Source organism: bacterium Unc6, assembly GCA_013626165.1.
GTDB lineage: Bacteria > Omnitrophota > Gorgyraeia > Velesiimonadales > Velesiimonadaceae > Velesiimonas > Velesiimonas alkalicola.
Genome location: NDHX01000014.1, coordinates 1 through 21,326, shown reverse-complemented (window position 1 = coordinate 21,326; position 21,326 = coordinate 1). Strand labels below are relative to the sequence as shown.

The window sequence follows — 21,326 nt, the reverse complement described above, 5'->3', positions numbered from 1 at the left end:
CAATTGAGAAGGCCCGTTGCATAATTACCATTTGCGTAGTATAATTATAAAGGAAAAATAACAGTTCGGGTGGATGAAAAAGTTAAGATGAAAAGGACAAAGAAAAAGAAGTGGATCTACTTAATTATTTGCCTGATGATAATAACAGTGACAGGGATATTATACAAAGTGACACAGGCTCCATTAGGCAATCTTGAGGTAAGTGTAGCCGGAACCACGCTGAAAACAGAAGAGGCATCTCTAAGGGAGGCGATGTTCTACCAGAAATTGCCTGAAAACTGGGTTCAATGCGGAATATGTTTCAGAAGATGCACAATTGCCTCAGGAGGTCGCGGTTTCTGCAGAGTTAGAGAAAATCGCGGCGGAAAATTATACAGTTTAGTTCACTCCCGCCCGTCAGCGGTTCATATAGACCCTATTGAGAAAGAGCCGTCGCTTCACAACCTCCCGGGAACAGATATACTTTGTTTAGGTACAGTGGGATGTAATTTCCGATGCAAGCAATGTCATAACTGGCATCTTTCCCAGTCAAGCCCCAGTGACCTTCGCACATATGATTTGCCGCCTGAGAAAGTAGTTGAGATGGCTCTAAGAAAAAAAATTCCTACCATATCCTTTACATATAATGACCCGATTGTCTTTTACGAATATGTCTATGATGTGGCAAAACTTGCCAAAGCAAAAGGTTTAAATATCCTCTGGCACACCAATGCTTCCATAGAGCCTGAACCCCTGAGAGAACTTCTGAAATATACCGATGCAATGACCGTTGACCTGAAAGGTTTCTCGGAAGAGGTCTATCGCCAGACATATTCAGCAGAACTGGCACCTGTCTTAAGGTCTTTGAAAATTATTAAAGAAGAAGGGGTCTGGCTTGAGATTGTCAATCTTGTTATACCAACTGTTAATGATGACCCTGATGAAATAAGAAAGATGTGTGTCTGGATTAAAGAAAATTTAGGTGAGGATGTGCCAGTGCACTTTTCCAGATTCGTTCCTGCATATAAATTAACCCACCTGCCCCACACACCGGTTAAAACACTTGAAATGGCGTGGAAGATTGCCAAAGATGTGGGTCTCCATTATGTTACCATAGGAAATGTCCCTGGCCATAAGCATAACTCCACTTTCTGTCCCAAGTGCGAGAAGAAATTGATTCATCGGCTTCACTTTACCGTATTGAGCAATAATATAAAAGAGGGAAGGTGTAAGTTCTGCGGACATAAGATTCCCGGAATCTGGCGGTGAGAAAACGACTTATTTTTGTCATATTGGCGACGGGCTTTAGCGGCATCGTGGCTCAGCTCCTGCTTTTAAGGGAGCTGCTGATAACTTTTTCCGGCAATGAATTATCGGTGGGAATTATTTTAGCCAACTGGCTTCTTTCAGAGGCCATAGGCTCATTTTTCCTGGGGAGAAGGGTCGAGCACATCAATAGACGCCTTCAAGGCCTTGTTGGCCTTCAGCTTCTTTTTTCCCTGTCCCTGCCCCTGGCCGTTTATTCAACCCGGATATTAAGGGAGATTATCGGGGTTACTCCCGGCGAAGGCTTAGGATTGTTGCCCATCTTTCTGGCTTCTTTTTTTATTCTGGCCCTGGTAAGCATTCCTCACGGAGCCTTATTTACCTTTAGCTGCAAGCTCTACTCTTTGCATTCTAATACCGGGGATGCTCAGGGTATTGGCAAGGTTTATATTTGGGAAATTCTGGGCACAATTGCCGGGGCGGTTGGCTTTACCTATCTTCTCATCCCCTACTTTCATTCTTTCCAGACCGCCCTGGGGCTATCTTTATTAAATCTTATTTTAGGCGTATTCCTGCTGGGACCTTTCCGGCAAAAGAAACAAATCCTTACCACTAAAATTCTATCGGGCGCCTCTATAATATTTTTGCTTTTAGCCGGGCTCTTAATTTTTAGGGGAGGAGCGGATAAAATCCACCAACTTTCCATAAAGAGGCAGTGGCCCTCTCAAGATGTGGTCCATTATGAGAACTCCAGATACGGCAACATCACCGTCGTTCAAAGGGGTGAACAATACACCTTCTACTCCGATGGCCTTTCTATCATCACCACCCCCACCCCTGATATCGTCTTTGTAGAAGAGTTTGTTCATCTTCCCCTTCTTTCCCATCCTGACCCACAAGAGATTCTTGTCCTAAGTGGTGGGGCAGGAGGAGTGATAAATGAAATTTTAAAGCACCCGCAGGTGAAAAGGGTTGACTATGCTGAACTTGACCCTTTAATTTTAGAATTAGTGAAAAAATTTCCTACCCCCTTGACCAAGGATGAACTCTCTGACCCCAGAGTGAGCATCAAACACATTGATGGCCGGCTCTTTATCAAAAGGACGCTTCGTAAGTATGACCTGATTCTGGTGGGTCGGACCAACCCCTCAGACTTACAGGTCAACAGACTCTTTACCAAGGAGTTTTTCTCTTTGGTGAAAAACAGGCTAAAAGAAGAGGGGATACTGGTTCTCGGTTTGCCAAGTGCCCCCAGAGCGGATATCCAGTTAAGAGAACTAAAAAACCTCAATTCTTGTATTCTTAATACACTCAAAGGTGTCTTTCCATATATAAAGATAATTCCCGGGGAGAGTATAAATCTTTTCCTGGCTTCTGTTTCAGAGGGAGTTTCTTTAATTAACCCAGGTACTTTAAGTCAGAGGTTGGCTGCTCGGGACATACCTGTGAATCTTCTTGTGCCAGCCTATATTGAATACAGACTACAACCCTGGTGGCTTGAAAATTTCTTAAGTTCTATTAAAGATGGCACAGAAAAAATTAATCAGGATTTTAAGCCACTCGGAACATTCTATAGCCTTTCCTATTGGAATGCTCTTTTTTCTCCTCACCTGCGGGGGGTATTCTTGCAGTTTGAGAAAGTACACTTACGATTCTTCTTTATACTGCTTTCTATTATTACACTAATATTCTTGCTCATTCGCACCAGAGTCAGAGCACTTCACAGGGCAAGCATTCCTTTGTGTATTACCACCACCGGTTTTGCCGGGATGCTCTTTGACCTAACGTTGATTTTTACCTTTCAGGCTCTTTTTGGGTTTGTCTTTCACTGGCTGGGACTATTGGTAGCCGCTTTTATGGTGGGGGTAGGAGTGGGAGGAGCAATTATGACCTCTCTTTTAACGCGAATTAAGAGGGACAGGGTTTCTTTTATCAAGCTTGAGCTGGCTATAATTCTCTTTGCGGGGACGCTTCCCGTGGTTCTTCTCTTATTTCATCCTTACTTAGACCGTCCGGCCATATTTCTTCCTTTACAAATAGTCTTTTTAGTGTTATCATTTCTTTCCGGGCTTCTTGTGGGCGCCCAGTTTCCTTTGGCTAACAAGATATATTTAGACAGCTCTCCCGACCTAAGCCGGACCGCCGGCTTGCTTTACGGGGCCGACCTTTTGGGTGGCTTTGCCGGAGGAGTTATAGGAGGGGTGGTGCTTCTGCCTGTTTTAGGGCTTTTAGGGACCTGCATGGTAGTGATTATGGCTAAAGTGAGCAGCCTCATTATCGTGGCTACTTCAGCATAGGAGGTGGAGATGAACCCCATTAAAAGCTTTAGTCAATTTTTAAGTAAAAGTGGTATTTTTTGCTCCGTTAGGGCCAAATTCCCCAATGGGGTGAAGGCACTATTTTTAATAGGAATTTTATTTTTATTAGGAAACCCAGCTTACGGCGAAGTAATTACACTAAGAATAAAGGTATTGATGCTACCTCGTTGTCATATGTGCCATGACCCCTTTATCCCAAGGGACCATTTAGTTCTGGTGCCAGAAGATGACTTAATTAGAATGGAAAGAGTTGGTGAATTTAGAATCTATACAGAAAATACTTTCCGTTCTCCCTTGCAAGATGTGGAACTACTGGTAGAAAGTCCAGCCTTTGATATAGAGGTTAAGCCCAGGATTTTAAAAAGGTTAATACCCGGGGAGAGGACTTTTTTTCTGGTTAAGCTCAAATTAAAAGAGGGCTATAAATTAGGAGACTATCCCTTGAGAATAAGGGTTAAGGCAAGAGAGGCTGTCCTCCGTCCAAGTATAGAAAAAATAGGGGTAGTTGTCAGTGAGGAAGTTCCTCAACTACCGATTAAACCTCTTCCGAAAGCAATTACTCCTGAAGTAGTGCCCGAAGTCAAACCACGGGAAGAAATTCCGCAACTTCCGGTTGAGTCCGTTGAGGAGGTGATCACTCCTGAGATAGAGCCTGAGGTCAAACCACAAGAGGAAGTTATTCCATTAGAAAAAGTTCCGGTACCGGAGGATATAGTAGAACCACCGGTAGAAGAGGCCGGGAAAATAGTGGTGCGGGTGGAGGAGATACCTTTCTGGAGAAGACCATATTTCTATCTGGTTTTGCTTGGAATTCTACTCGGATTGATACTTGTAAGAAAACTAAAACGGAAATGACGCCAAGACCTATCACCTTAACAAGAAAAATAGTGCAGTTCGTCTCTTTCTTCCTCATCCTTTATGGTGCATTATTAGGCATTCGGGTAGAGACACCCTTGATTCCTTTTGTAAGGGCCCCGGAAGGCTTCACGTCAGAGGAAAGGATTGCCCTGATGCGTGGCCCGAAACACGGACAAGTATTTGATACCTACATAGGGATAAAAACCTGTCGCTTTGCCAGAGGAGGGGGACTGTTTAGGGCCTGCTTCATGCATTTTTTTTCCGAGGCGATAACCTGGCGCACCCCCTGGAAAGATTTTCTGCCTCATTTAGTTATATTTCTTCTCTTGGCCGTTATGTTAGGAACATTCTGGTGCGGCTGGGTCTGCCCGTTAGGTTTTATTCAGGATACCCTTGCCAGCCTTAGAATAAAATTGGGATTAAATCGCCTCAGTTTGTCAAAAATTTGGCAAGAATTTCTTAAAAAATTTAAGTGGGTATTGATAGGGTTTATCCTTTTTGTATCTCTGCTTATTGCCTTTCCTCAACTTCCCTGGTGGATTAGAAAAGAACTTTTTATCGTTGGTTGCCAGCTTTGTCCTTCCCGTTTTATTATTCCTTACATAACAGGGCATCCCATTGAACAGAGTCTTTTCTCACCACTTTTGATTATTTTCTTTTCTATTGCAATGGTCTTTATGGCTGTCTTAATTATGAGTGCTTTCACCAAACGTAGTTTCTGCCGATTCTGTCCCAATGGCGTCCTTCTTTCTTTTTTTAACCGGGGCAGTTTCCTGGTCAAGGAAAAAGACCTTACCAGATGCACCCGCTGCGGGATATGTGTGGATAGCTGCCCCTTAGAGAATGAAAATGTTTACGAGGAGAAGAAGAATAAGAATGTTGATTTTCCTGATTGTATTCGCTGTTTTCGATGTGTGGATTCTTGTCCAGAAGATGGCGCTTTATCAGTAAAATTTTTAGGACTTAAAGCATGGAAGTCAAAATTTAAAAGGAGTAAATAATGAACTTTTTTAAGAGGATTAAGAAAGCAGGAAGAGACTTCGAGATAAAGAAGTTAGCTCAAAAAGAGTTTGAAAGAAGATACTCTTATCCAGTCTTGAAGAAAGAAAATTGGCAGGTGAAAGAAAAGCTCAAAGAGGCTACCTCTAAAAATCTGGAGTTAATAAGAAAAGCGCCCCATCGTCCTGAAGGTATCTCTTATTACGAAGATATCATTTCAGGGGATAAAAGAGAGAAAGAACTACAAAAATTTTCAGGCAAAATTATCGGTAGTTTCTGCATCTTTACTCCTGAGGAGTTAATACATTCTGCCTGTGCCATCCCCGTAAGGCTCTGTGCTGGTGCATATGATACTATTTCAATTGCTGAGGAGGTTCTGCCCCGGGATATATGTCCTTTGGTAAAATCCTCTTTTGGTTTTAAGGTAGCAAGATTCTCTTATTTTGAACTCTGTGATGCGGTAATTTCTCCCACCCCTTGCGATGACAAGAAGAAGTTAGGAGAGATTCTTTCCAATTATCTTCCTGTGTGGAGTTTAAGGCTTCCGCAGAGCAAAGAGATTGGCCATTCTCAAGAGTATTGGTTAAGAGAGATCAGAATACTTAAAGAGAGGATTGAGCAACTCACCTGTAATAAAATCACCAAAAAGAGTTTGAAAGAATCAATTAGGATTTTGCATAAAAGACAGGAGGTGCTGCGCCGTTTTTATGAACTTAGAAAGAATAATCCGCCACTAATAAATGGTCGGGATGCTTTACTTGTAATTCAGACCGGCTTTTATGATGATATAAATAGGTGGATAGAAAAAACTCAAAAGTTATGTGATGAATTAGAAGAGCGAAAATCTAATAACAAATTGCCTTTAAGTAATTGCCGTCTTTTACTTACAGGAGCACCTATTATATGGCCCAACTATAAACTACTTAATATAATTGAAGAGATGCAATCTACCATCGTTATAGATGAACTCTGCTCTGGAACCCGGCATTTCTATGACCCGGTAGAGGTGAACGAATGGACTATGGACGGGATGCTCCAGGCAATAGCCAATAGATATTTACTACCTTCCAGTTGTCCTTGTTTTACTGAAAGCGATGACAGGATAGATAAGATACTCCAGTCTGCAGAGGATTTTAAAGTGAACGGGGTCATCCACCATTCCCTGAGGCTCTGTCCACTCTACGATATGGAGTTGCCCAAGGTAAGCCGGGTTTTCAAGGACAAAGGTATTCCCTTCCTTGCCATTCATACTGATTACAGTTTGGAAGATATAGAACAGATAAGAACCCGGGTGGAGGCTTTTTTAGAGATGCTCAGATCACGAACATAAAATCATGAATAATGCCATGAATTATTACGAATAAAAAGTTATTGAATCAACTCTCAGTTATAAAATATTGTGTCCCGTGTGGGGGAAAAAACTTATTTTTGTGAAAACGGAAATTTGATTTTTTAAAGTAAAAGTGAAAAATAATATGAAAGCAGAAACAATAATTAAAATTATGACAGAAAAAATAAAACAGCAATATCATCCAGAAAAGATAATCCTGTTTGGTTCATATGCATGGGGGAATCCTGATAGACATAGCGATATTGACTTACTTATAGTTAAAAAAACAAAAGCCAGACACATTGATCGATCGATAAAAATAAGACAGATACTTGATAAAGAAAATGGAATGTTTGCGTTAGACACAATTGTATATACTCCTGATGAAGTTAAACGAAGGTTAAAGATTGGAGATGACTTTATTAAAAAAATTGTTACAAAGGGGGTAGTGCTTTATGGTTAAGTCAAAGATAGTTAAAGAGTGGTTTAATAAAGGCGAAAAGGATATTACAAATGCTGAATTTCTCTTTAAGGGTAATCGGGATTTAGAAACTGTCGCTTTCCATATACAACAATCTGCTGAGAAATATCTGAAAGGATTTCTGATCTCCAGAGGTAAAGAATTAGAGAGGATACATGATTTGGTTAAGTTATTACAGGATGTGATAAAAATTGATACTGAATTTAACCAGTTTAAAGGTATTGTAAAAAAAATAACAAATTTTTACTTTGAGAGTCGTTATCCTTTGGGTAAATGGGGTCAACTCTATTTTCTTTTTTTAATAAATTGGGGTATCCACTTGACTCACGTTGCCACAAGGTGTAATATATGGCGTTGTGGACACCAACGATTTTCCAAGAACCTTGATGGAATTTGATGAATTCTTCAGTACAGAAGAAGCATGTCGGAATTATTTGTTTCGTGTTCGCTGGCCGCATGGGTTTCAATGTCGAAGATGCAAAGGCGCGAAAGCGTGGATAAACAACCGGCATCTTCTGGTATGTAGTGAGTGTGGCAGCCAACTGTCCTTGGTGGCTGGAACAGTGATGGAGGGCACCCCGGGAAGCCTTTGCGAATGTGGTTCAAAGTCATGTGGTGGATTTGCACCCAGAAGACCGGTGGCAGTGCAAAGGGGCTGCAACATCTGTTAGGATTGGGAAGCTACCAGACGGCTTGGGCATGGTTACACAAACTCCGGCGAGCTATGATCCGAGCGGGCCGGGAACCGTTGGAAGGTCCAGTTGAGATTGACGATGCCTTCATCGGAGGAAAGGAACAAGGAGTTATCGGTCGACAGACCTTCAAGAAGGCAAAGATCGTGGTCGGGGTTGAAGTGCCGGGACATTGCCGCAAGAGCCTGGGGCGGATTCGCATTGCCCATTTGCGTGACTTCTCGGCTGATAGTTTGATTCCATTCGTTGTCGAAAATGTGCAGTTGGGAAGCAAGGTAATCACTGATGACTGGAAAGGATACGCCTCCCTGTCTAGCCATGGATATATTCATGAGGTACGTACAAGTGAAGGCGAATTGCTCGCAAATGTGCATCGGGTTATTTCACTCCTTAAACAGTGGATCTTGGGAACTCACCAAGGAGCTGTTAGACCGAAACAGCTTCAGCACTACCTTGATGAGTTCACCTTTCGACATAACCGGCGAAAATCTCGCCATGTCGGCAAGATTTTCTATCGAATGCTGCAAGGGACAACCACAACTGAGGTAGTCCCTTACTGGCGTCTTGTTGGTCGCTCGGCACCGGATAGGCCATTGCATATTCAGTCTACGTGAGTCGAGTGGATACCCCAATTTTAATAATACTACATTGGTTTTTAGAGAAAATAGAGTTGACCCCATTTATCCATACCCCCGCTGTTATTCGTTGAGGATTGGGAGTGAATGCGTGAATAAATTCGTGACTGCAGGCATTGATATTGGCTCGGTGACTACCAAGGTAGTAATCCTGGATGAGGAGAAAATGCCAACCAGTGCAATATGCCCTACTGGTGCCTACCCTAAGCAATCAGCGGAAAAAGTCTTGGCAGAGGCATTAAGACAAACCGGGTTATTGATGACAGATATAGGGTGCATCATCTCCACCGGTTATGGGAGAAGAGCCATTGAATTTGGCAACCGGGTGATAACTGAGATTAGCGCCGCTGCCAGAGGGGCAAGCCATCTGGACTTGCCCTGTGGCAAGGTTCGCACCGTCATTGATCTAGGCGGACAGGACAGTAAAGCAATCTCCCTTGATGAAGAGGGAAAGGTAGTAGACTTTGTAATGAACGACCGTTGTGCAGCCGGAACAGGAAGATTCCTGGAAGTTATAAGCGGTGTTTTAGAGGTGGGATTAGAGGATATAGGTAGGCTGTCCTTAAAGTCAGGTTCTCCGATGAATATAAGTTCTATCTGCACTGTATTTGCAGAAAGTGAGGTAATATCTTTAATTGCTCAAGGCAAGAGGAAAGAGGATATTATTGCCGGTATTCACTCCTCTATTGCGGAAAGAATTTGTGGGATGGTTTCCAAGGTAGGAGCAAGAGAGGTTATTTCTTTTATTGGTGGAGGGGCGAAGAATATTGGGGTCAAGAAAGCAATAGAGGATAGACTCCAGATGAGAATGTGGATCCCGGAGAACCCCCAGTTTGTTATCGCTATGGGCGCTGCTCTTATTGCCAGGGAATTGCTCTGACAGAAAAGAGATTTGTGTTTTTACTTCAGCATAATAATTTAAGAGAAATTTTTGGATCTTCGGAAGGTTTACTTCCCCCAAGTTTTGGGCAGGTGAGTTTTTTCGTTATACGCCATGTTATGATAAAGTGGTAATTCTTGAAGAATGGAAATAATTCAGTCTAAAAATGATGTAAGTATTAGATTGACAGAAGAAAGATGGTTTCACATCACAGAAGAACACTCAGAGATGGCTGGCTATTGTTTTGAGGTTCTTGAGACCGTTGAGTCTCCAGAGGCAATTTATCAGAGTGGAACCGAAGAATGTATTGCTACAAAAGAAATTGAAGCAGGTAAATATATTGTAGTGATACACAAAGAAGTAAGCAAAGAGGATGGATTTGTAATTACAGCATTTTTAACAAGACGGAAGAAGCAACTTGAAAGGAGGGAAAAACTATGGCCCCTGTAGAAGTTAAAAAAGTTCTAAACATAGTTCCTCAACTGGTGGGCATACCGTATATGCGTATTTGGTCTAGCTATGATAAGAAAGCAGATGTACTGTATTTGAACTTTAAGAAGCCAAGTCATGCAGACGATACTGAACTTACTGAGGACAATATTATTATCAGATATGAAAAAGGTGAAGTAATAGGCATCACTATTCTTAACGCAAGTAAAAGAGAAATTACAACAATTCAAAATCCAAAACAATAGAGAATAAGAAAAACAATAAATGCTTTGGATTTTAAGTTTGCTTAAAGTCTAGAATCTAGGATTTATTTTTGTGGCTGTTTCCCAAGATGTAAATATTCAGTCAACTGCATTACCTGAAGGCACAAAGGCACAGCGACCCAAACATTCGTTCGGGTGCCCCGAAGGCACAAAGCATGAGAAAAGAAGATAAAAGGAAAGCCCACTTTGTGCCTGTGTGCCTCTGTGCCTAAAATATGAACGATGTTTTATGAATAGGCAGACGAAATTATTCTTAAACTTAGTTATAGTGGGAACAATTATCCTGGCGGGGTATGCTTTTATTCTTAGAACACGAGAGAAAGAAAAAACCCACCCACCCCTGATGATAAGAGAAGGCCTTTATCAATTAGGAGATATTGTGGTAGATACTATCAAGGGAGAGATCCAATTCAGGGCACAAGTCAGGGAGAAAAAAGGGTGGGTACAGCATCTTGTCTATCTTGATGGATATAAATGGCTCAGGGAAGAATCAGCGATTATTTCTCAAGGCAAACTTTCTGATTTACAAAAAGCAATTGCCCTTTTAGATTGGAGATTGTGGGATGAGTTGTGGCACAGAAAAAATCAAAAATCAACCGACCCAGTATCGTGGGTGGCCCGAAATCAAAAATTGAAGCTTTTTATCAAATGGGATGAGAAAGAAATTGCTGGGCAGGAATTGGTCTTGACAGAAGATAATTTAGAGATAGAAGACCTTATATTTTTAGGATCACCTTACTTTGACCACATAGCCTTAGAGGCTCCACCGGGTGTAGATTGTAGGCTTTGTCCTGTGTTTCCATTAGAGGAGAAGGCACTGAGGGAACTCTTTATCAGAGAATCTGGTCAGTTGGGTTATGAACTGAACTTAGAAAAGATGCCATATCAAGGGGCTGAAGTAACTATAATTGTGAGATTTTCAAGATGAGTACCTTTATTGAACTGTTTATAATCGGCATTACTGTATCCTTTGGCCCCTGCCTTGCTTTCTGTTCACCGGTGATATTGCCATATATTGCTGCCACCAGGCGAGGTTGGAGAGAAGGTCTCAAGGCAACACTGCTTTTTTTGTCTACCCGTTTAGTTATCTATATTCTTTTGGGACTATTGGCTGGGCTGTTTGGGAGATTGATTGTAGAATGGCTTCGTCAATTTGGGTACATGGTCTTTTTTATAGGCGGATTATTTATCTTATTTCTCGGTGTACTTATTATCTTTGGCAAAGAACCCGGCCATCGTCTCTGCCAGGTTTTAAGAAAAAATGTTGTGGATAAAAATATTAAAGGCCCAATACTCTTAGGCATTACCTCAAGTATTTTACCCTGCCTGCCACTTTTAGCTGTTCTTACCTATATTGCCTTGATGGCTCAAAATCTCTGGCAGGGTGCTTTCTATGGTTTCGCCTTCGGAATGGGTAAATTTATTTCACCTTTAATTCCCTTAGGTGTTTTAGCCAGCGCCCTGCCCGCAGGTTTAATTAAGAACCAAAAAATGTATAGCCTTTTCGGCAGAGTCTGTGGATTTATCCTGTTTCTTGTAGGGGTCAATCTGATTGTTTCTGGGCTATTAAGATGAAATCATTTCTTGGTAATATTTTCACCTTTCTGTAAATACTCAGTCAACTGTATTACCTGAGGACACAAAGGCACAAAGTATGAAAAAAGAAGATAAAAGAACAGTAAACCGAGGATTCGTAAATGATTCATTTTCACCGACCAAAGATAAAAAGTCAGGATTTACTTCATAAATATCGTCTGATAGAGCGTAGAAAACTTAAAACAGTTATGACTATCACCGGTACGATGATGATAGTTGAAGTTATTGGTGGACTCTTAACAGGTAGTCTGGCTCTGCTCAGTGATGCCGGGCATATGTTCACTCATTTTTTTTGCCTTAGGGGTCAGTTATGCAGCTATTCTTTGTGCTACAAAAGAGGCATGTCATCATAGGACATATGGATTTTATAGAGCGGAAATATTGGCCGCTCTGTTTAATGGCCTCTTTCTTTTTGGAGTAACCGGGTATATTTTTTATGAAGGAGTGAAACGTTTGTTAAATCCACAGCCAGTTTTGGGATTGCAGATGTTTCTTATTGCCCTTTTAGGTCTTGTTGTAAATATAATAAGTGTTTTTGTTCTATACGGGACACAAAGGGAAGACTTAAATATAAAAAGTGCTTTTTTGCACATGTTAGCTGATACAGTCTCTTCCGTAGTAGTTGTTATAGGGGCGGTTATTATTCATTTTACTTCCTGGTTTATTGTTGACCCTTTAGTGAGCATAGGTCTAACTGTCGTCATTTTCTGCTGGGCCCGGGGGTTATTCAGAGATTCAATAAATGTCCTTTTAGAAACTGCTCCAAAAGGTATAAATGTTGATATTGTTTCTAAAGAATTAAAAGAGAGTATTGGTGAAATTAAAGAAATAAGCGATATTCATATTTGGGAAATTACTTCCAAGATGTACTCTATGACAGCCCATATTAAAATCCTCAATATGAGCATCGATAAAAACAAGGAAATTTTAGATAAGATCAATAAATATGTTGATGAAAAATATGATATAGAGCATACAACCATACAGTTTGAACCTTATAAATAAGTCTAAAGCAAGAGGAGGTGAAAGAGATGAGAAAGATGAAAAAGATGCTTTTCTGCTTGATAATAATTCCTTTATTAACAGGATGCGCCAGAGAAGAGGTCGCGGTAAACATTCCTGTGGATATGGAAGTAACCAAACTTGCCCAAATTCTCGAAAATCCAGCCTTGTATGATAATGAGAAGGTCTTGCTTAGTGGTGTTGTTGGTCATGGTTGTCTGAAATGCCCCGGTGATTTTCCTTATCAGGAAGGGGCAAGTTCGATTGAAATACTTGTTAAAGGATTCCGGCGACCAAGATTAAGGCGGGGACAACCAGTAAGGGTCTATGCTGAAATAAAAGCAGGAGAAAAAAAGGTAGTCATTTCAGCGTTGGCAATGGAGGTAATAAAATGAAATTTTATCAGTTTGCTCTTATGAATCTGATGCGCAGCAAAAGTCGCACTATGTTAACGACCTTAAGCGTTGCTGTTGCTACGGCAACCCTGTTTGTGGTTTTTTCCTTGGATAGAGGTTATCAATCAGCAGTCAGTGAAGAATTGGTTAAAAATACGGGTATCCATATGTTCGTCACCAGAGAAGGGTGTCCTATTGAAGCATCATCAGTAATTGCTCAGGGAGGAGTAAGTCCACTCTATATTCCAGAAGATTTCGCAGCAAGAGTAAAGGATGTCCCATATGTGAAAGAGGTGATGCCTTTTAAGATATACGCCATTACCACTCCGGATGGTTTAAGAACCGATATCTTCTTCGGCGTAACTGATGCAATTCAAAGAATAAGGCCTGATTGGAACCTGAAAGGTGCCTGGTTTAAGGATGAAAACTCAGTTATCCTTGGCGCTGAAATTGCTAGGATAGAAATGCTAAAACCTGGCGATAAAACATATATTGAACACTTTGATAAAGAATTTGAGGTAACGGGTGTGCTTGAACAAAACTTTACCCAGGATGATGGGTTTTTCTTTCTGCCACTTGCCACGGCACAAAGATTAATTAAAAGAGAGGGAAAACTTTCGGCGATCGCCCTGCACTTAGAAAATCTTAACCACTTAGACGATGTAAAAATTACACTTGAAGGGCTCCTGCCTGAGGACTATTTTGCTGTCACTGCCAAGGCATTAGGTGAAGGAGTACTGAAGTTTTTTGGCTCAACCCGGGCGATGATGTTTATGATGATTCTTATTGCCTTAATTGTCTGCACCTTAGGAATAGCAAATACAATGTTAATGACTACTGTTGAAAGAAGAAAGGAGTTCGCTTACCTGAAATGTGTCGGTGCGGGGTTTCTTGATATTTCCCGTCTCATATTTTTAGAGACATTAATTATTTCATTGATCGGCACAGCACTCGGGCTAATTATTAGTATTTTCCTGATACCAGGTTTTGAACACTTTATCCGAGGGGCATTGGTTGTATATGTTCCCGCAGCCAAGATTGTAAGACCCGGAGTGGATATAGCCATTTTGTCTTCGGCGATTGTTATTCTCGTAGGAATTTTTGCCGCACTTTATCCGGCGGTTAAATCAGCCAAAATAGCGCCAATGGAGGCGATAAGAAATGAATAACCAGACAATAATTGAAATAAAAGATGTGGTGAAAATTTACAAAAGGGGTGAAGAAGAGGTTCATGCCGTTGATGGGATCGGTCTTGAGATAAAGAAAGGTGAGTTTTTATCTGTGGTTGGGCCATCGGGTTCGGGTAAGACCACACTATTAAATATTATTGGCTGTGTTGATAATCCTACCCAGGGCACAGTTAAAATAAATGGTCAGGATGTTACCACAGTCAAAGAGGCAAGATTAACAAAAATTAGAAGAGATGCTATAGGGTTTGTATTTCAGCAATTTTTTTTAATCCCTACGCTTACTGCTTTAGAAAATGTTCAACTCCCCGGGCTCTTTGCCAAAAATATAAACCGGGTTAAGCAGGCAGAGGAACTATTAAATTTAGTCGGGCTTAACAAAAGAATACATCATAGGCCCGCACATCTTTCCGGCGGAGAGATGCAGAGGGTGGCTATTGCAAGGTCGCTGATAAATTCTCCCTCGGTTCTTCTGGCAGATGAACCCACCGGAAATTTGGATTCAAAAAATGCGGAAATGATTTTTAAGATATTTGATGAATTAAATAAAAACGGTCTAACCGTTATTGTGGTGACCCACAATATGGAACTGGCAAAAAATTGCCGCAAGGTTATCTTATTAGAAGATGGAAAGATTAAAAATGCTTAAACCTGTGGGCTTAGTTTTTCTTATTGGTATTTTTGTTGGTATTTTTGTTCAGCCAGCGGAATCTACACTCTTTCTTACCGCTGATAAGGACCTCCGCTATCAAGGTAATAAGTTTAAGGTTGAGGCATTAGGGCTTAGTCTCAGAAAGGTATTTGCTGATGAGATGGGGGATAGAATTATCCTATTTACTCAGATAGATTCAATGCATAATTTCCAGGAGACAATGTTAGAGCAGGGTTATATTCAATATAAGGGGCCATTAGGAAGATGGAACTTAATCGCGGGTCGCTATATATTGCCCTTTGGATTGCTGCCGAATTATAGAAGCAAGCGGCTGCTTATTGAGACTCTGGAATATGAGACTATCGGTATAGGGTTTGATAATGGATTGCAGCTTTCCGGGGTGCTTAAGAATTTTGATTATGCAATTTCTGTGAGCCAGGGAGTAGGAGTCAGGAGATGGACTGATATTGATAATGATGGGTTGATTACTGCAAGGATTGGTTATCAGGGAGTGGAGTTTGAGGATTTAAGGATTGGCATATCAGGACTTTCAGGCAGGGTTCTGCCGGATAAAATGCATCACCCGATGAAACATTCTAAATATAAAAGATTAGTAGCCCTTGATTTGACTAAATATTACGGTCTAATTGCCTGGCGTGGTGAACTAACTTTCGGAGAAGAAGCAGGTAAAAGACTCAGCGGGCTCTTTAGCGGGGTTGATTATGCCTTATTTCCTAAAATAGACCTAAACTTAGGATTGACCCATTTAAATCGGGATGGAGATAAAAAAGATGCCTTGACTATTGGGTTGACTTATAACTTAGCCGGTTTTCAGATAAGAGCGGCTCAAAAGTTATCTTTAGGGGGTGAGAGAGATGAGTTTTCTTTTCAGGTTTACAGGCTTTTTACCAGGACTTTTTAGTTTAATATTAATAACCTCAGTTTCTGCTCAGGAAGTATTTATCTGCGTCTGGAGAAATCCGGAGAGAACAATGACTAAAATTTTCCCTCAGGCAAAGGATTACAGAACCGTTGATATAAAAATATCCAAGGAAAAACTGGACATAATAGAAGAAAGATTGGGAAGCAAACTCCTGCCCGGTCAGAGAGAGCAATATCAATACTATGAGATGATAGGCGCAAAAGGCAATTTATTGGGACACACCATTGCTGCCGCCCAGAGGGGAGAATTTGGTGTTATTGAATTTATCTTTGGATTAGATATAAATAGAAAAATAAATGGAATTTATATCCAACGGGCAAGAGAAAGAGATAAGGAATTCAAAAAGAGAGAGTTTTTAGAGCAGTTTATGGGAAAGAGTCTAATTGACAAAATCCAGCTCGGTGAGGATATAAAAGCAAGGAACACAGTTGGAACCGCAGCGGTTATATTGGGGGTAAGAAAAGAACTCATTACTTTTGACGAACTTGTTAGGTCTAAAAAGAAGATTGAGGAAATAGAGTGAAAGAAAAATAAGGGATAGAATCAGAGCAAAGGTTAGCCATCTTATAAATGAAAAATGCAGTCAATTATTGCTGATATTTTTACATTTATTGTGGATGAGGGAAGAATTTTATTCCTTTTAATAAGCATAGCTGTTTTGCTTGAGGGGTTGCTATATCTTTTCTTTCCCCGAAGAGTAAAAAGGGTAGTGGAAGAGTGTCCCCTTTTCTTATTTCGTATCCTTGGCGGATTAGCGATAATATTTGGGTTGATTTTGTTCTATTTATATATAGAAATCTTAAGTCCATTGTTTATGAGATAATATGAGAAGAATAGGGTTAATAATATTTTTGTTTTGTCTGGTATCCGCTAGTTTAAGAGCAGATGAGATGGGTTTAAAAGAGGCGATGTTTTATCAAAAATTAGAAGACAACAAAGTCTGGTGCCAGCTCTGTCCTCGAAAATGTATTATTGCTGAGGGAAAGAGAGGTTTCTGCCGGGTAAGGGAAAATCGTGAAGGAAAATTATACACCCTGGTTTATGGAAAACCCTGCTCAGTAAATGTAGGACCTATTGAGAAGGCACCCTTATATCACTTTATCCCAGGCCACCGAAGGCTCTGCCTGGCTACGGTAGGCTGTAATCTAAGATGTAAATTCTGCCACAACTGGTCTATCTCGCAGGTAGGACCGGGTGAGGTAAGGGAATATAATTTATCTCCAGAGGAAGTAGTTGGAGAGGCTAAAAGGCGAGGGGTAAACTCTATTTCCTTTACCTATACTGAACCCACCATCTTTTATGAATATATTTACGACATCTCTAAACTGGCTAAAAAAGAAGGGATCAGGACCTCTATTGTCTCCAACGGCTATATTAACCCTGAGCCCTTAAGAAGACTCCTTCCATATCTTGATGCTGTAAAAATAGATCTTAAGGCATTCACAGAAAAATTCTATAGAGAGGTCTGCGAGGCTGAACTTGAGCCGGTATTAAATACATTAAAGGTTTTAAAAGAAGAGGGAGCCTATTTTGAGATTGTCAATCTAGTGATTCCAACGCTTAATGACTCACCCGAAGAGATCAGAAAGATGTGTGAGTGGATAAAAGATAACTTAGGGAAAGATGTCCCTCTACATTTTAGTCGCTTTACACCTGCATATAGATTAACCCACCTGCCATCTACACCAATTAAAACTTTGGAGAAGGCTATAAAAATTGCTCATGATGTAGGGTTAAGATATGTTTATATTGGCAATGTCCCGGGACATAAATACAATTCTACCTTCTGCCCACAGTGCAAGAAAAGGCTTATTCATCGGATTCATTTTTCTGTATTAAGTAATGACATAGAAAATGGAAAATGTAAGTTCTGTCACTATGAAATTGCCGGGGTCTGGAAATAAGATGCTGAAGGTTTTGCTTATATGTATTATTGGACTTTTTCTTATTTACAGTTTCTATATTGAGCCGAACAGACTAACTGTAACTCATATCACTATTAAATTTGAGAACTTAAATGAAAACTTAAATGGATTGACCGTACTTCATCTTTCTGATCTGCATTTAAATAAAATAGGGAAAAAAGAAAAGAAACTACTAGAGACAGTTAATCAACTAAATCCTGATATTTTAGTTATTACCGGTGATTTTGTTAATAAACGGGAAATGGTAGATGACTGTATTCAAATGATTAATAAATTCAAGGCAAAGTACGGGAAATGGGGAGTATGGGGCAATAATGACCACTGCATACTGAATCAAAAAGATAAAAAGAAACTGGCTGAATCTGAAATTGTGATACTTGGCAATGAGAATCAAAGCATAGCAATAAATCAGCAAAATATGTGGATTATTGGAGTAGATGACCCAGTAGGGGGCCATGATAACTTATCCCGTGCAATGGGTGGTGTTCCTGAGGAAGGTTTTAAGTTACTACTTTCCCATTCTCCAGCGATAATTGAAGAGGCGCACCGTGCCGGGATTGAATTAGTTCTGGCCGGTCATACGCATGGTGGACAGGTATATATTCCCTTGATCAGCCACTTGATTGTTCGCCTTCTCAGGGGGAAAGGGTACATTGCCGGACTATATTCAGTGGGGCAGACCTATTTGTATGTATCTCGTGGCATAGGAACAAGTATATTGCCACTTAGAGCGTTCTGTCCGCCGGAAATTACACTGATTAAATTAGAGAAAGAGAAAACTTAAAAAGCGCTGAATTGTTGTGGAAATGGGGTTAAATTATGTTACAAAGCAATAGCATAGAAGGTAGAAAATGCAAGTTCCATAAGTTATGAGATTTCAGGAATATGGAAATAGAATGAAAAAAGGCATTGGTTTGGCCGTATTGAGTACAGGTTTTGGTGGAATGGTTGCCCAGATGCTCCTTTTAAGGGAGCTTTTGATTGTTTTTTCTGGCAACGAACTCTCTATCGGCATTATTCTTGCCAACTGGCTCATCCTTGAGGCATTTGGATGTTTCTTCCTCGGCAAAAGGGCTGAAAACACCAAAAATAAAATTGAAACATTCGTTGGTATCACCATTCTATTCTCTCTATCCTTACCCGCAGGGGTTTATTTGACGCGCATCTTAAAAAATATTCTCGGCGTTTCCATAGGCGAGACGCTTGGATTTTTGCCGATGCTTTTTTCATCTTTTCTTATACTTTTACCGTCAAGTATATCTCACGGTGTATTGTTTACTTTCGGTTGCAAGATTTACTCCATGTTTTTCAACCGGGATGCATCCTCCGTTGGCAGGGTTTATGTTTATGAGACAATTGGTACAGTTGTTGCCGGAGTAGTCTGGACATATCTTTTGATTCCGTATCTCCACGCATTTCATGTAGCAGTAGGTCTTGCCATGTTAAATTTTTTTGTCTGCTTTTTTCTACTTCTACCTTACTGGAAAACCGGCTGGCTCCAAAAAACAATTATGGGCGTTTCCGTCTTGCTTCTGTTTTTTTCCGGTTATCTGGTTTTTGCCCAAGGGGCGGATAAACTTCACCATCTTTCAATAAAAACCCAGTGGAAAGCACAGAACATAGTTCATTATCAGAACTCCATATATGGTAATATCTGTGTTATTGAGAATGATGGACAATATGCCTTCTTCTTAGACGGTATTCCAAGTATTATAATACCTATTCCGGATATAGCGTTTGTTGAAGAATTTGTCCATCTTCCGCTTCTTTCGCATCCAAACCCTGAGAAACTGCTTATCTTAAGCGGTGGAGCCGGTGGTGTAATAAACGAGGCATTAAAACATCCATCAGTAGAACTAATTGAATATACGGAGATTGACCCTCTGGTACTTAAACTTATACGAAAATTCCCAACACCGCTGACAGAAAATGAATTGAACAACAGAAGGGTAAGAATCAAACATATTGATGGCAGGCTTTTTCTTAAAATGACGCAGGATAAATATGATGTAATATTAGTTGGTCTTACAGGACCGTCGGACTTACAGGCAAACAGATTCTATACAAAGGAATTTTTCTCTCTTGCAAAAGAAAGGCTGAATGAAGGCGGCATATTAGTTATTGGAGTGCCAGGCTCTTTGACTTACCTGAGTAGTGAATTGGGGAATCTCAACGGGTGTATCTTTAATACGATTAAGAGTGTATTTCCTTATCTGCGAGTAATTCCGAGGGACGGTGTGAATCTCTTCTTTGCATCAAGTTCTGAGGAAATTTCTTTGGTTGACGGAACACAACTTGTAAGCAGATTGAACGAGCGAAATCTTAAGGCAGATCTAATTATTCCCTGGCGTATTGAGCATAAGTTACATCCAGGGTGGGCGGACTGGTTCTTGGAACGTCTTGAAAGAAATACTCAAAAAATCAACCAAGATTTCAATCCCCTGGGGGTGTTTTACAGCATCTCCCATTGGAATGCAATCTATACGCCTTCTCTTCGCGGGCTCTTCAGGTGGCTTGAAGGGCTTAACCTGCGGATGTTTTTTATGCTCTTTATCATTTTTATTACTCTGTATTTGCTGATTCGTAGCAAAAAAAGAAAACTTTTCGGCTCAGGTATTCCTTTTTGTGTAGCCACAACAGGTTTTGCCGGAATGCTCTTTGATCTTACACTAATCTTCACATTTCAAGTAATTTATGGATATGTTTTTGCCTGGCTCGGACTTTTAGTGACATCTTTTATGGCAGGTGCAACCTGCGGTGCAATGACCATAACATCGGTTTTGCAATGGATAAAAAATGACCTTAAATTTTTTAAGAAGATGGAATTAACAATAATCTGTTTCTCTCTTGGACTGCCTTTTATATTTCTCATTTTACAGCCATATCTAGATAACCCTGTCGTATTTCCTTTTTTAAAGATATTATTTTTAGTTCTTTCGTTTATCAGCGGAGCTTTAATCGGCGCCGAGTTTCCACTGGCAAACAAGATATATCTGAGGGATGGTACAAATTTAAGCAGAACAGCCGGTCTTCTTTACGCTTCGGACCTTTTGGGCGGGTGGCTTGGAGGAGTTGTGGGTGCTGTTGTTCTTTTACCTGTTTTAGGACTTCTTGGCACCTGCATTGTAATTGCTTTACTTAAAATAAGCAGTCTCATTGTCGTAACCGGACAATCATTGGGAGGTATACAAGGTGTAAATTCTTAATAAATGGGTAATGTCAAAAACAATATGATAAAAGATACCCTCCCCCCGTCGGGGAGAGGGGTGTGGTGAGGGGGAGGAAATGAAGCGAAATAACATACAGAAATGTAGAATCTTGAGAAAAAGTCAAACTGATGCCGAAAGAAAACTTTGGTCTATATTACGCAATCGTCAATTATGTGGAATAAAATTTAGAAGACAATTTTCTATTGATAGATACATATTGGATTTTTATTCTCCAGAATATAAACTCGGTATAGAAGCCGACGGTG

26 protein-coding genes are annotated in these 21,326 nt (G+C 40.4%); all 26 read left to right on the top strand.

Annotated features, from left to right (window positions below; genetic code table 11):
* Positions 1-135 precede the first annotated feature (135 nt).
* Entirely contained in the window at positions 136-1,248 is a 1,113-nt protein-coding gene (locus B9J78_06260; GenBank protein ID MBA2124514.1) for an AmmeMemoRadiSam system radical SAM enzyme, read from the top strand.
* The gene (locus tag B9J78_06255) at positions 1,239-3,542 is read left to right on the top strand and encodes a hypothetical protein (protein MBA2124513.1); all 2,304 of its coding nucleotides are present in this window, start codon (positions 1,239-1,241) and stop codon (positions 3,540-3,542) included. Before B9J78_06260 ends, B9J78_06255 begins: the two co-directional genes overlap by 10 nt.
* 9 nt (positions 3,543-3,551) lie before the next feature.
* Positions 3,552-4,418, top strand: a complete 867-nt coding sequence (locus B9J78_06250) for a hypothetical protein (protein ID MBA2124512.1) — start codon at positions 3,552-3,554, stop codon at positions 4,416-4,418.
* Positions 4,415-5,422, top strand: coding sequence for a hypothetical protein (locus B9J78_06245; GenBank protein MBA2124511.1), 1,008 nt, complete (start codon positions 4,415-4,417; stop codon positions 5,420-5,422). Before B9J78_06250 ends, B9J78_06245 begins: the two co-directional genes overlap by 4 nt.
* A complete protein-coding gene (locus tag B9J78_06240; GenBank protein ID MBA2124510.1) occupies positions 5,422-6,750 on the top strand; it encodes a hypothetical protein in 1,329 nt (442 codons plus the stop codon). Before B9J78_06245 ends, B9J78_06240 begins: the two co-directional genes overlap by 1 nt.
* Before the next feature lie 145 nt (positions 6,751-6,895).
* On the top strand, positions 6,896-7,213 hold the full coding sequence (locus B9J78_06235) for a hypothetical protein (GenBank protein ID MBA2124509.1): 318 nt from the start codon (positions 6,896-6,898) through the stop codon (positions 7,211-7,213).
* Positions 7,206-7,628: a hypothetical protein gene (locus tag B9J78_06230; GenBank protein MBA2124508.1), complete on the top strand. Its 423-nt coding sequence runs from the start codon at positions 7,206-7,208 to the stop codon at positions 7,626-7,628. The genes B9J78_06235 and B9J78_06230 overlap by 8 nt, the downstream gene beginning before the upstream one ends.
* Positions 7,618-7,902, top strand: a complete 285-nt coding sequence (locus B9J78_06225) for a hypothetical protein (GenBank protein ID MBA2124507.1) — start codon at positions 7,618-7,620, stop codon at positions 7,900-7,902. The genes B9J78_06230 and B9J78_06225 overlap by 11 nt, the downstream gene beginning before the upstream one ends.
* Positions 7,827-8,537: a hypothetical protein gene (locus B9J78_06220; protein MBA2124506.1), complete on the top strand. Its 711-nt coding sequence runs from the start codon at positions 7,827-7,829 to the stop codon at positions 8,535-8,537. Before B9J78_06225 ends, B9J78_06220 begins: the two co-directional genes overlap by 76 nt.
* A 124-nt stretch (positions 8,538-8,661) precedes the next feature.
* A complete protein-coding gene (locus B9J78_06215) occupies positions 8,662-9,438 on the top strand; it encodes a hypothetical protein (GenBank protein ID MBA2124505.1) in 777 nt (258 codons plus the stop codon).
* A 144-nt stretch (positions 9,439-9,582) separates the two neighbouring features.
* The gene (locus tag B9J78_06210; protein MBA2124504.1) at positions 9,583-9,888 is read left to right on the top strand and encodes a hypothetical protein; all 306 of its coding nucleotides are present in this window, start codon (positions 9,583-9,585) and stop codon (positions 9,886-9,888) included.
* Complete coding sequence (locus tag B9J78_06205; GenBank protein MBA2124503.1) at positions 9,876-10,133, top strand: hypothetical protein; 258 nt, start codon at positions 9,876-9,878, stop codon at positions 10,131-10,133. The genes B9J78_06210 and B9J78_06205 overlap by 13 nt, the downstream gene beginning before the upstream one ends.
* A 286-nt stretch (positions 10,134-10,419) precedes the next feature.
* Positions 10,420-11,079 (top strand): hypothetical protein, encoded by a 660-nt coding sequence (locus B9J78_06200; GenBank protein ID MBA2124502.1) that lies wholly within the window; start codon positions 10,420-10,422, stop codon positions 11,077-11,079.
* On the top strand, positions 11,076-11,726 hold the full coding sequence (locus B9J78_06195) for a hypothetical protein (protein MBA2124501.1): 651 nt from the start codon (positions 11,076-11,078) through the stop codon (positions 11,724-11,726). Before B9J78_06200 ends, B9J78_06195 begins: the two co-directional genes overlap by 4 nt.
* A gap of 122 nt (positions 11,727-11,848) precedes the next feature.
* Positions 11,849-12,100: a hypothetical protein gene (locus tag B9J78_06190; protein ID MBA2124500.1), complete on the top strand. Its 252-nt coding sequence runs from the start codon at positions 11,849-11,851 to the stop codon at positions 12,098-12,100.
* Complete coding sequence (locus B9J78_06185) at positions 12,012-12,752, top strand: hypothetical protein (protein MBA2124499.1); 741 nt, start codon at positions 12,012-12,014, stop codon at positions 12,750-12,752. Before B9J78_06190 ends, B9J78_06185 begins: the two co-directional genes overlap by 89 nt.
* 26 nt (positions 12,753-12,778) lie before the next feature.
* Positions 12,779-13,144, top strand: a complete 366-nt coding sequence (locus B9J78_06180; GenBank protein MBA2124498.1) for a hypothetical protein — start codon at positions 12,779-12,781, stop codon at positions 13,142-13,144.
* Positions 13,141-14,313, top strand: a complete 1,173-nt coding sequence (locus B9J78_06175) for a hypothetical protein (protein MBA2124497.1) — start codon at positions 13,141-13,143, stop codon at positions 14,311-14,313. The genes B9J78_06180 and B9J78_06175 overlap by 4 nt, the downstream gene beginning before the upstream one ends.
* On the top strand, positions 14,306-14,980 hold the full coding sequence (locus B9J78_06170; protein MBA2124496.1) for an ABC transporter ATP-binding protein: 675 nt from the start codon (positions 14,306-14,308) through the stop codon (positions 14,978-14,980). The genes B9J78_06175 and B9J78_06170 overlap by 8 nt, the downstream gene beginning before the upstream one ends.
* Positions 14,958-15,905 (top strand): hypothetical protein, encoded by a 948-nt coding sequence (locus B9J78_06165; protein ID MBA2124495.1) that lies wholly within the window; start codon positions 14,958-14,960, stop codon positions 15,903-15,905. Before B9J78_06170 ends, B9J78_06165 begins: the two co-directional genes overlap by 23 nt.
* Positions 15,859-16,449 carry a hypothetical protein gene (locus tag B9J78_06160; GenBank protein ID MBA2124494.1) on the top strand — a complete coding sequence of 197 codons (591 nt, stop codon included), beginning with the start codon at positions 15,859-15,861 and terminating at the stop codon, positions 16,447-16,449. Before B9J78_06165 ends, B9J78_06160 begins: the two co-directional genes overlap by 47 nt.
* A 54-nt stretch (positions 16,450-16,503) precedes the next feature.
* Positions 16,504-16,749 (top strand): hypothetical protein, encoded by a 246-nt coding sequence (locus B9J78_06155; protein ID MBA2124493.1) that lies wholly within the window; start codon positions 16,504-16,506, stop codon positions 16,747-16,749.
* A 1-nt stretch (position 16,750) separates the two neighbouring features.
* Positions 16,751-17,830, top strand: a complete 1,080-nt coding sequence (locus tag B9J78_06150) for an AmmeMemoRadiSam system radical SAM enzyme (protein ID MBA2124492.1) — start codon at positions 16,751-16,753, stop codon at positions 17,828-17,830.
* Positions 17,781-18,635 (top strand): hypothetical protein, encoded by an 855-nt coding sequence (locus B9J78_06145; GenBank protein ID MBA2124491.1) that lies wholly within the window; start codon positions 17,781-17,783, stop codon positions 18,633-18,635. The genes B9J78_06150 and B9J78_06145 overlap by 50 nt, the downstream gene beginning before the upstream one ends.
* Before the next feature lie 112 nt (positions 18,636-18,747).
* Positions 18,748-21,057: a spermine synthase gene (locus tag B9J78_06140; protein ID MBA2124490.1), complete on the top strand. Its 2,310-nt coding sequence runs from the start codon at positions 18,748-18,750 to the stop codon at positions 21,055-21,057.
* A 79-nt stretch (positions 21,058-21,136) separates the two neighbouring features.
* On the top strand, positions 21,137-21,326 hold a 190-nt coding region (locus B9J78_06135; GenBank protein ID MBA2124489.1), incomplete at its 3' end, for a hypothetical protein.

Excerpts from the sequence above, each read along its gene's own strand:
- B9J78_06225 (MBA2124507.1), top strand. The coding sequence starts at position 7,618 with ATGGAATTTGATGAATTCTTCAGTACAGAAGAAGCATGTCGGAATTAT.
- B9J78_06170 (MBA2124496.1), top strand. The coding sequence starts at position 14,306 with ATGAATAACCAGACAATAATTGAAATAAAAGATGTGGTGAAAATTTAC.
- B9J78_06160 (MBA2124494.1), top strand. The coding sequence starts at position 15,859 with ATGAGTTTTCTTTTCAGGTTTACAGGCTTTTTACCAGGACTTTTTAGT.
- B9J78_06210 (MBA2124504.1), top strand. The coding sequence starts at position 9,583 with ATGGAAATAATTCAGTCTAAAAATGATGTAAGTATTAGATTGACAGAA.
- B9J78_06180 (MBA2124498.1), top strand. The coding sequence starts at position 12,779 with ATGAGAAAGATGAAAAAGATGCTTTTCTGCTTGATAATAATTCCTTTA.
- B9J78_06250 (MBA2124512.1), top strand. The coding sequence starts at position 3,552 with ATGAACCCCATTAAAAGCTTTAGTCAATTTTTAAGTAAAAGTGGTATT.
- B9J78_06195 (MBA2124501.1), top strand. The coding sequence starts at position 11,076 with ATGAGTACCTTTATTGAACTGTTTATAATCGGCATTACTGTATCCTTT.
- B9J78_06150 (MBA2124492.1), top strand. The coding sequence starts at position 16,751 with ATGAGAAGAATAGGGTTAATAATATTTTTGTTTTGTCTGGTATCCGCT.
- B9J78_06190 (MBA2124500.1), top strand. The coding sequence starts at position 11,849 with ATGATTCATTTTCACCGACCAAAGATAAAAAGTCAGGATTTACTTCAT.
- B9J78_06240 (MBA2124510.1), top strand. The coding sequence starts at position 5,422 with ATGAACTTTTTTAAGAGGATTAAGAAAGCAGGAAGAGACTTCGAGATA.
- B9J78_06220 (MBA2124506.1), top strand. The coding sequence starts at position 7,827 with ATGTGGTTCAAAGTCATGTGGTGGATTTGCACCCAGAAGACCGGTGGC.
- B9J78_06175 (MBA2124497.1), top strand. The coding sequence starts at position 13,141 with ATGAAATTTTATCAGTTTGCTCTTATGAATCTGATGCGCAGCAAAAGT.
- B9J78_06155 (MBA2124493.1), top strand. The coding sequence starts at position 16,504 with ATGCAGTCAATTATTGCTGATATTTTTACATTTATTGTGGATGAGGGA.
- B9J78_06235 (MBA2124509.1), top strand. The coding sequence starts at position 6,896 with ATGAAAGCAGAAACAATAATTAAAATTATGACAGAAAAAATAAAACAG.
- B9J78_06185 (MBA2124499.1), top strand. The coding sequence starts at position 12,012 with ATGCCGGGCATATGTTCACTCATTTTTTTTGCCTTAGGGGTCAGTTAT.
- B9J78_06245 (MBA2124511.1), top strand. The coding sequence starts at position 4,415 with ATGACGCCAAGACCTATCACCTTAACAAGAAAAATAGTGCAGTTCGTC.
- B9J78_06205 (MBA2124503.1), top strand. The coding sequence starts at position 9,876 with ATGGCCCCTGTAGAAGTTAAAAAAGTTCTAAACATAGTTCCTCAACTG.
- B9J78_06145 (MBA2124491.1), top strand. The coding sequence starts at position 17,781 with ATGGAAAATGTAAGTTCTGTCACTATGAAATTGCCGGGGTCTGGAAAT.
- B9J78_06230 (MBA2124508.1), top strand. The coding sequence starts at position 7,206 with ATGGTTAAGTCAAAGATAGTTAAAGAGTGGTTTAATAAAGGCGAAAAG.
- B9J78_06140 (MBA2124490.1), top strand. The coding sequence starts at position 18,748 with ATGAAAAAAGGCATTGGTTTGGCCGTATTGAGTACAGGTTTTGGTGGA.
- B9J78_06165 (MBA2124495.1), top strand. The coding sequence starts at position 14,958 with ATGGAAAGATTAAAAATGCTTAAACCTGTGGGCTTAGTTTTTCTTATT.
- B9J78_06260 (MBA2124514.1), top strand. The coding sequence starts at position 136 with ATGATAATAACAGTGACAGGGATATTATACAAAGTGACACAGGCTCCA.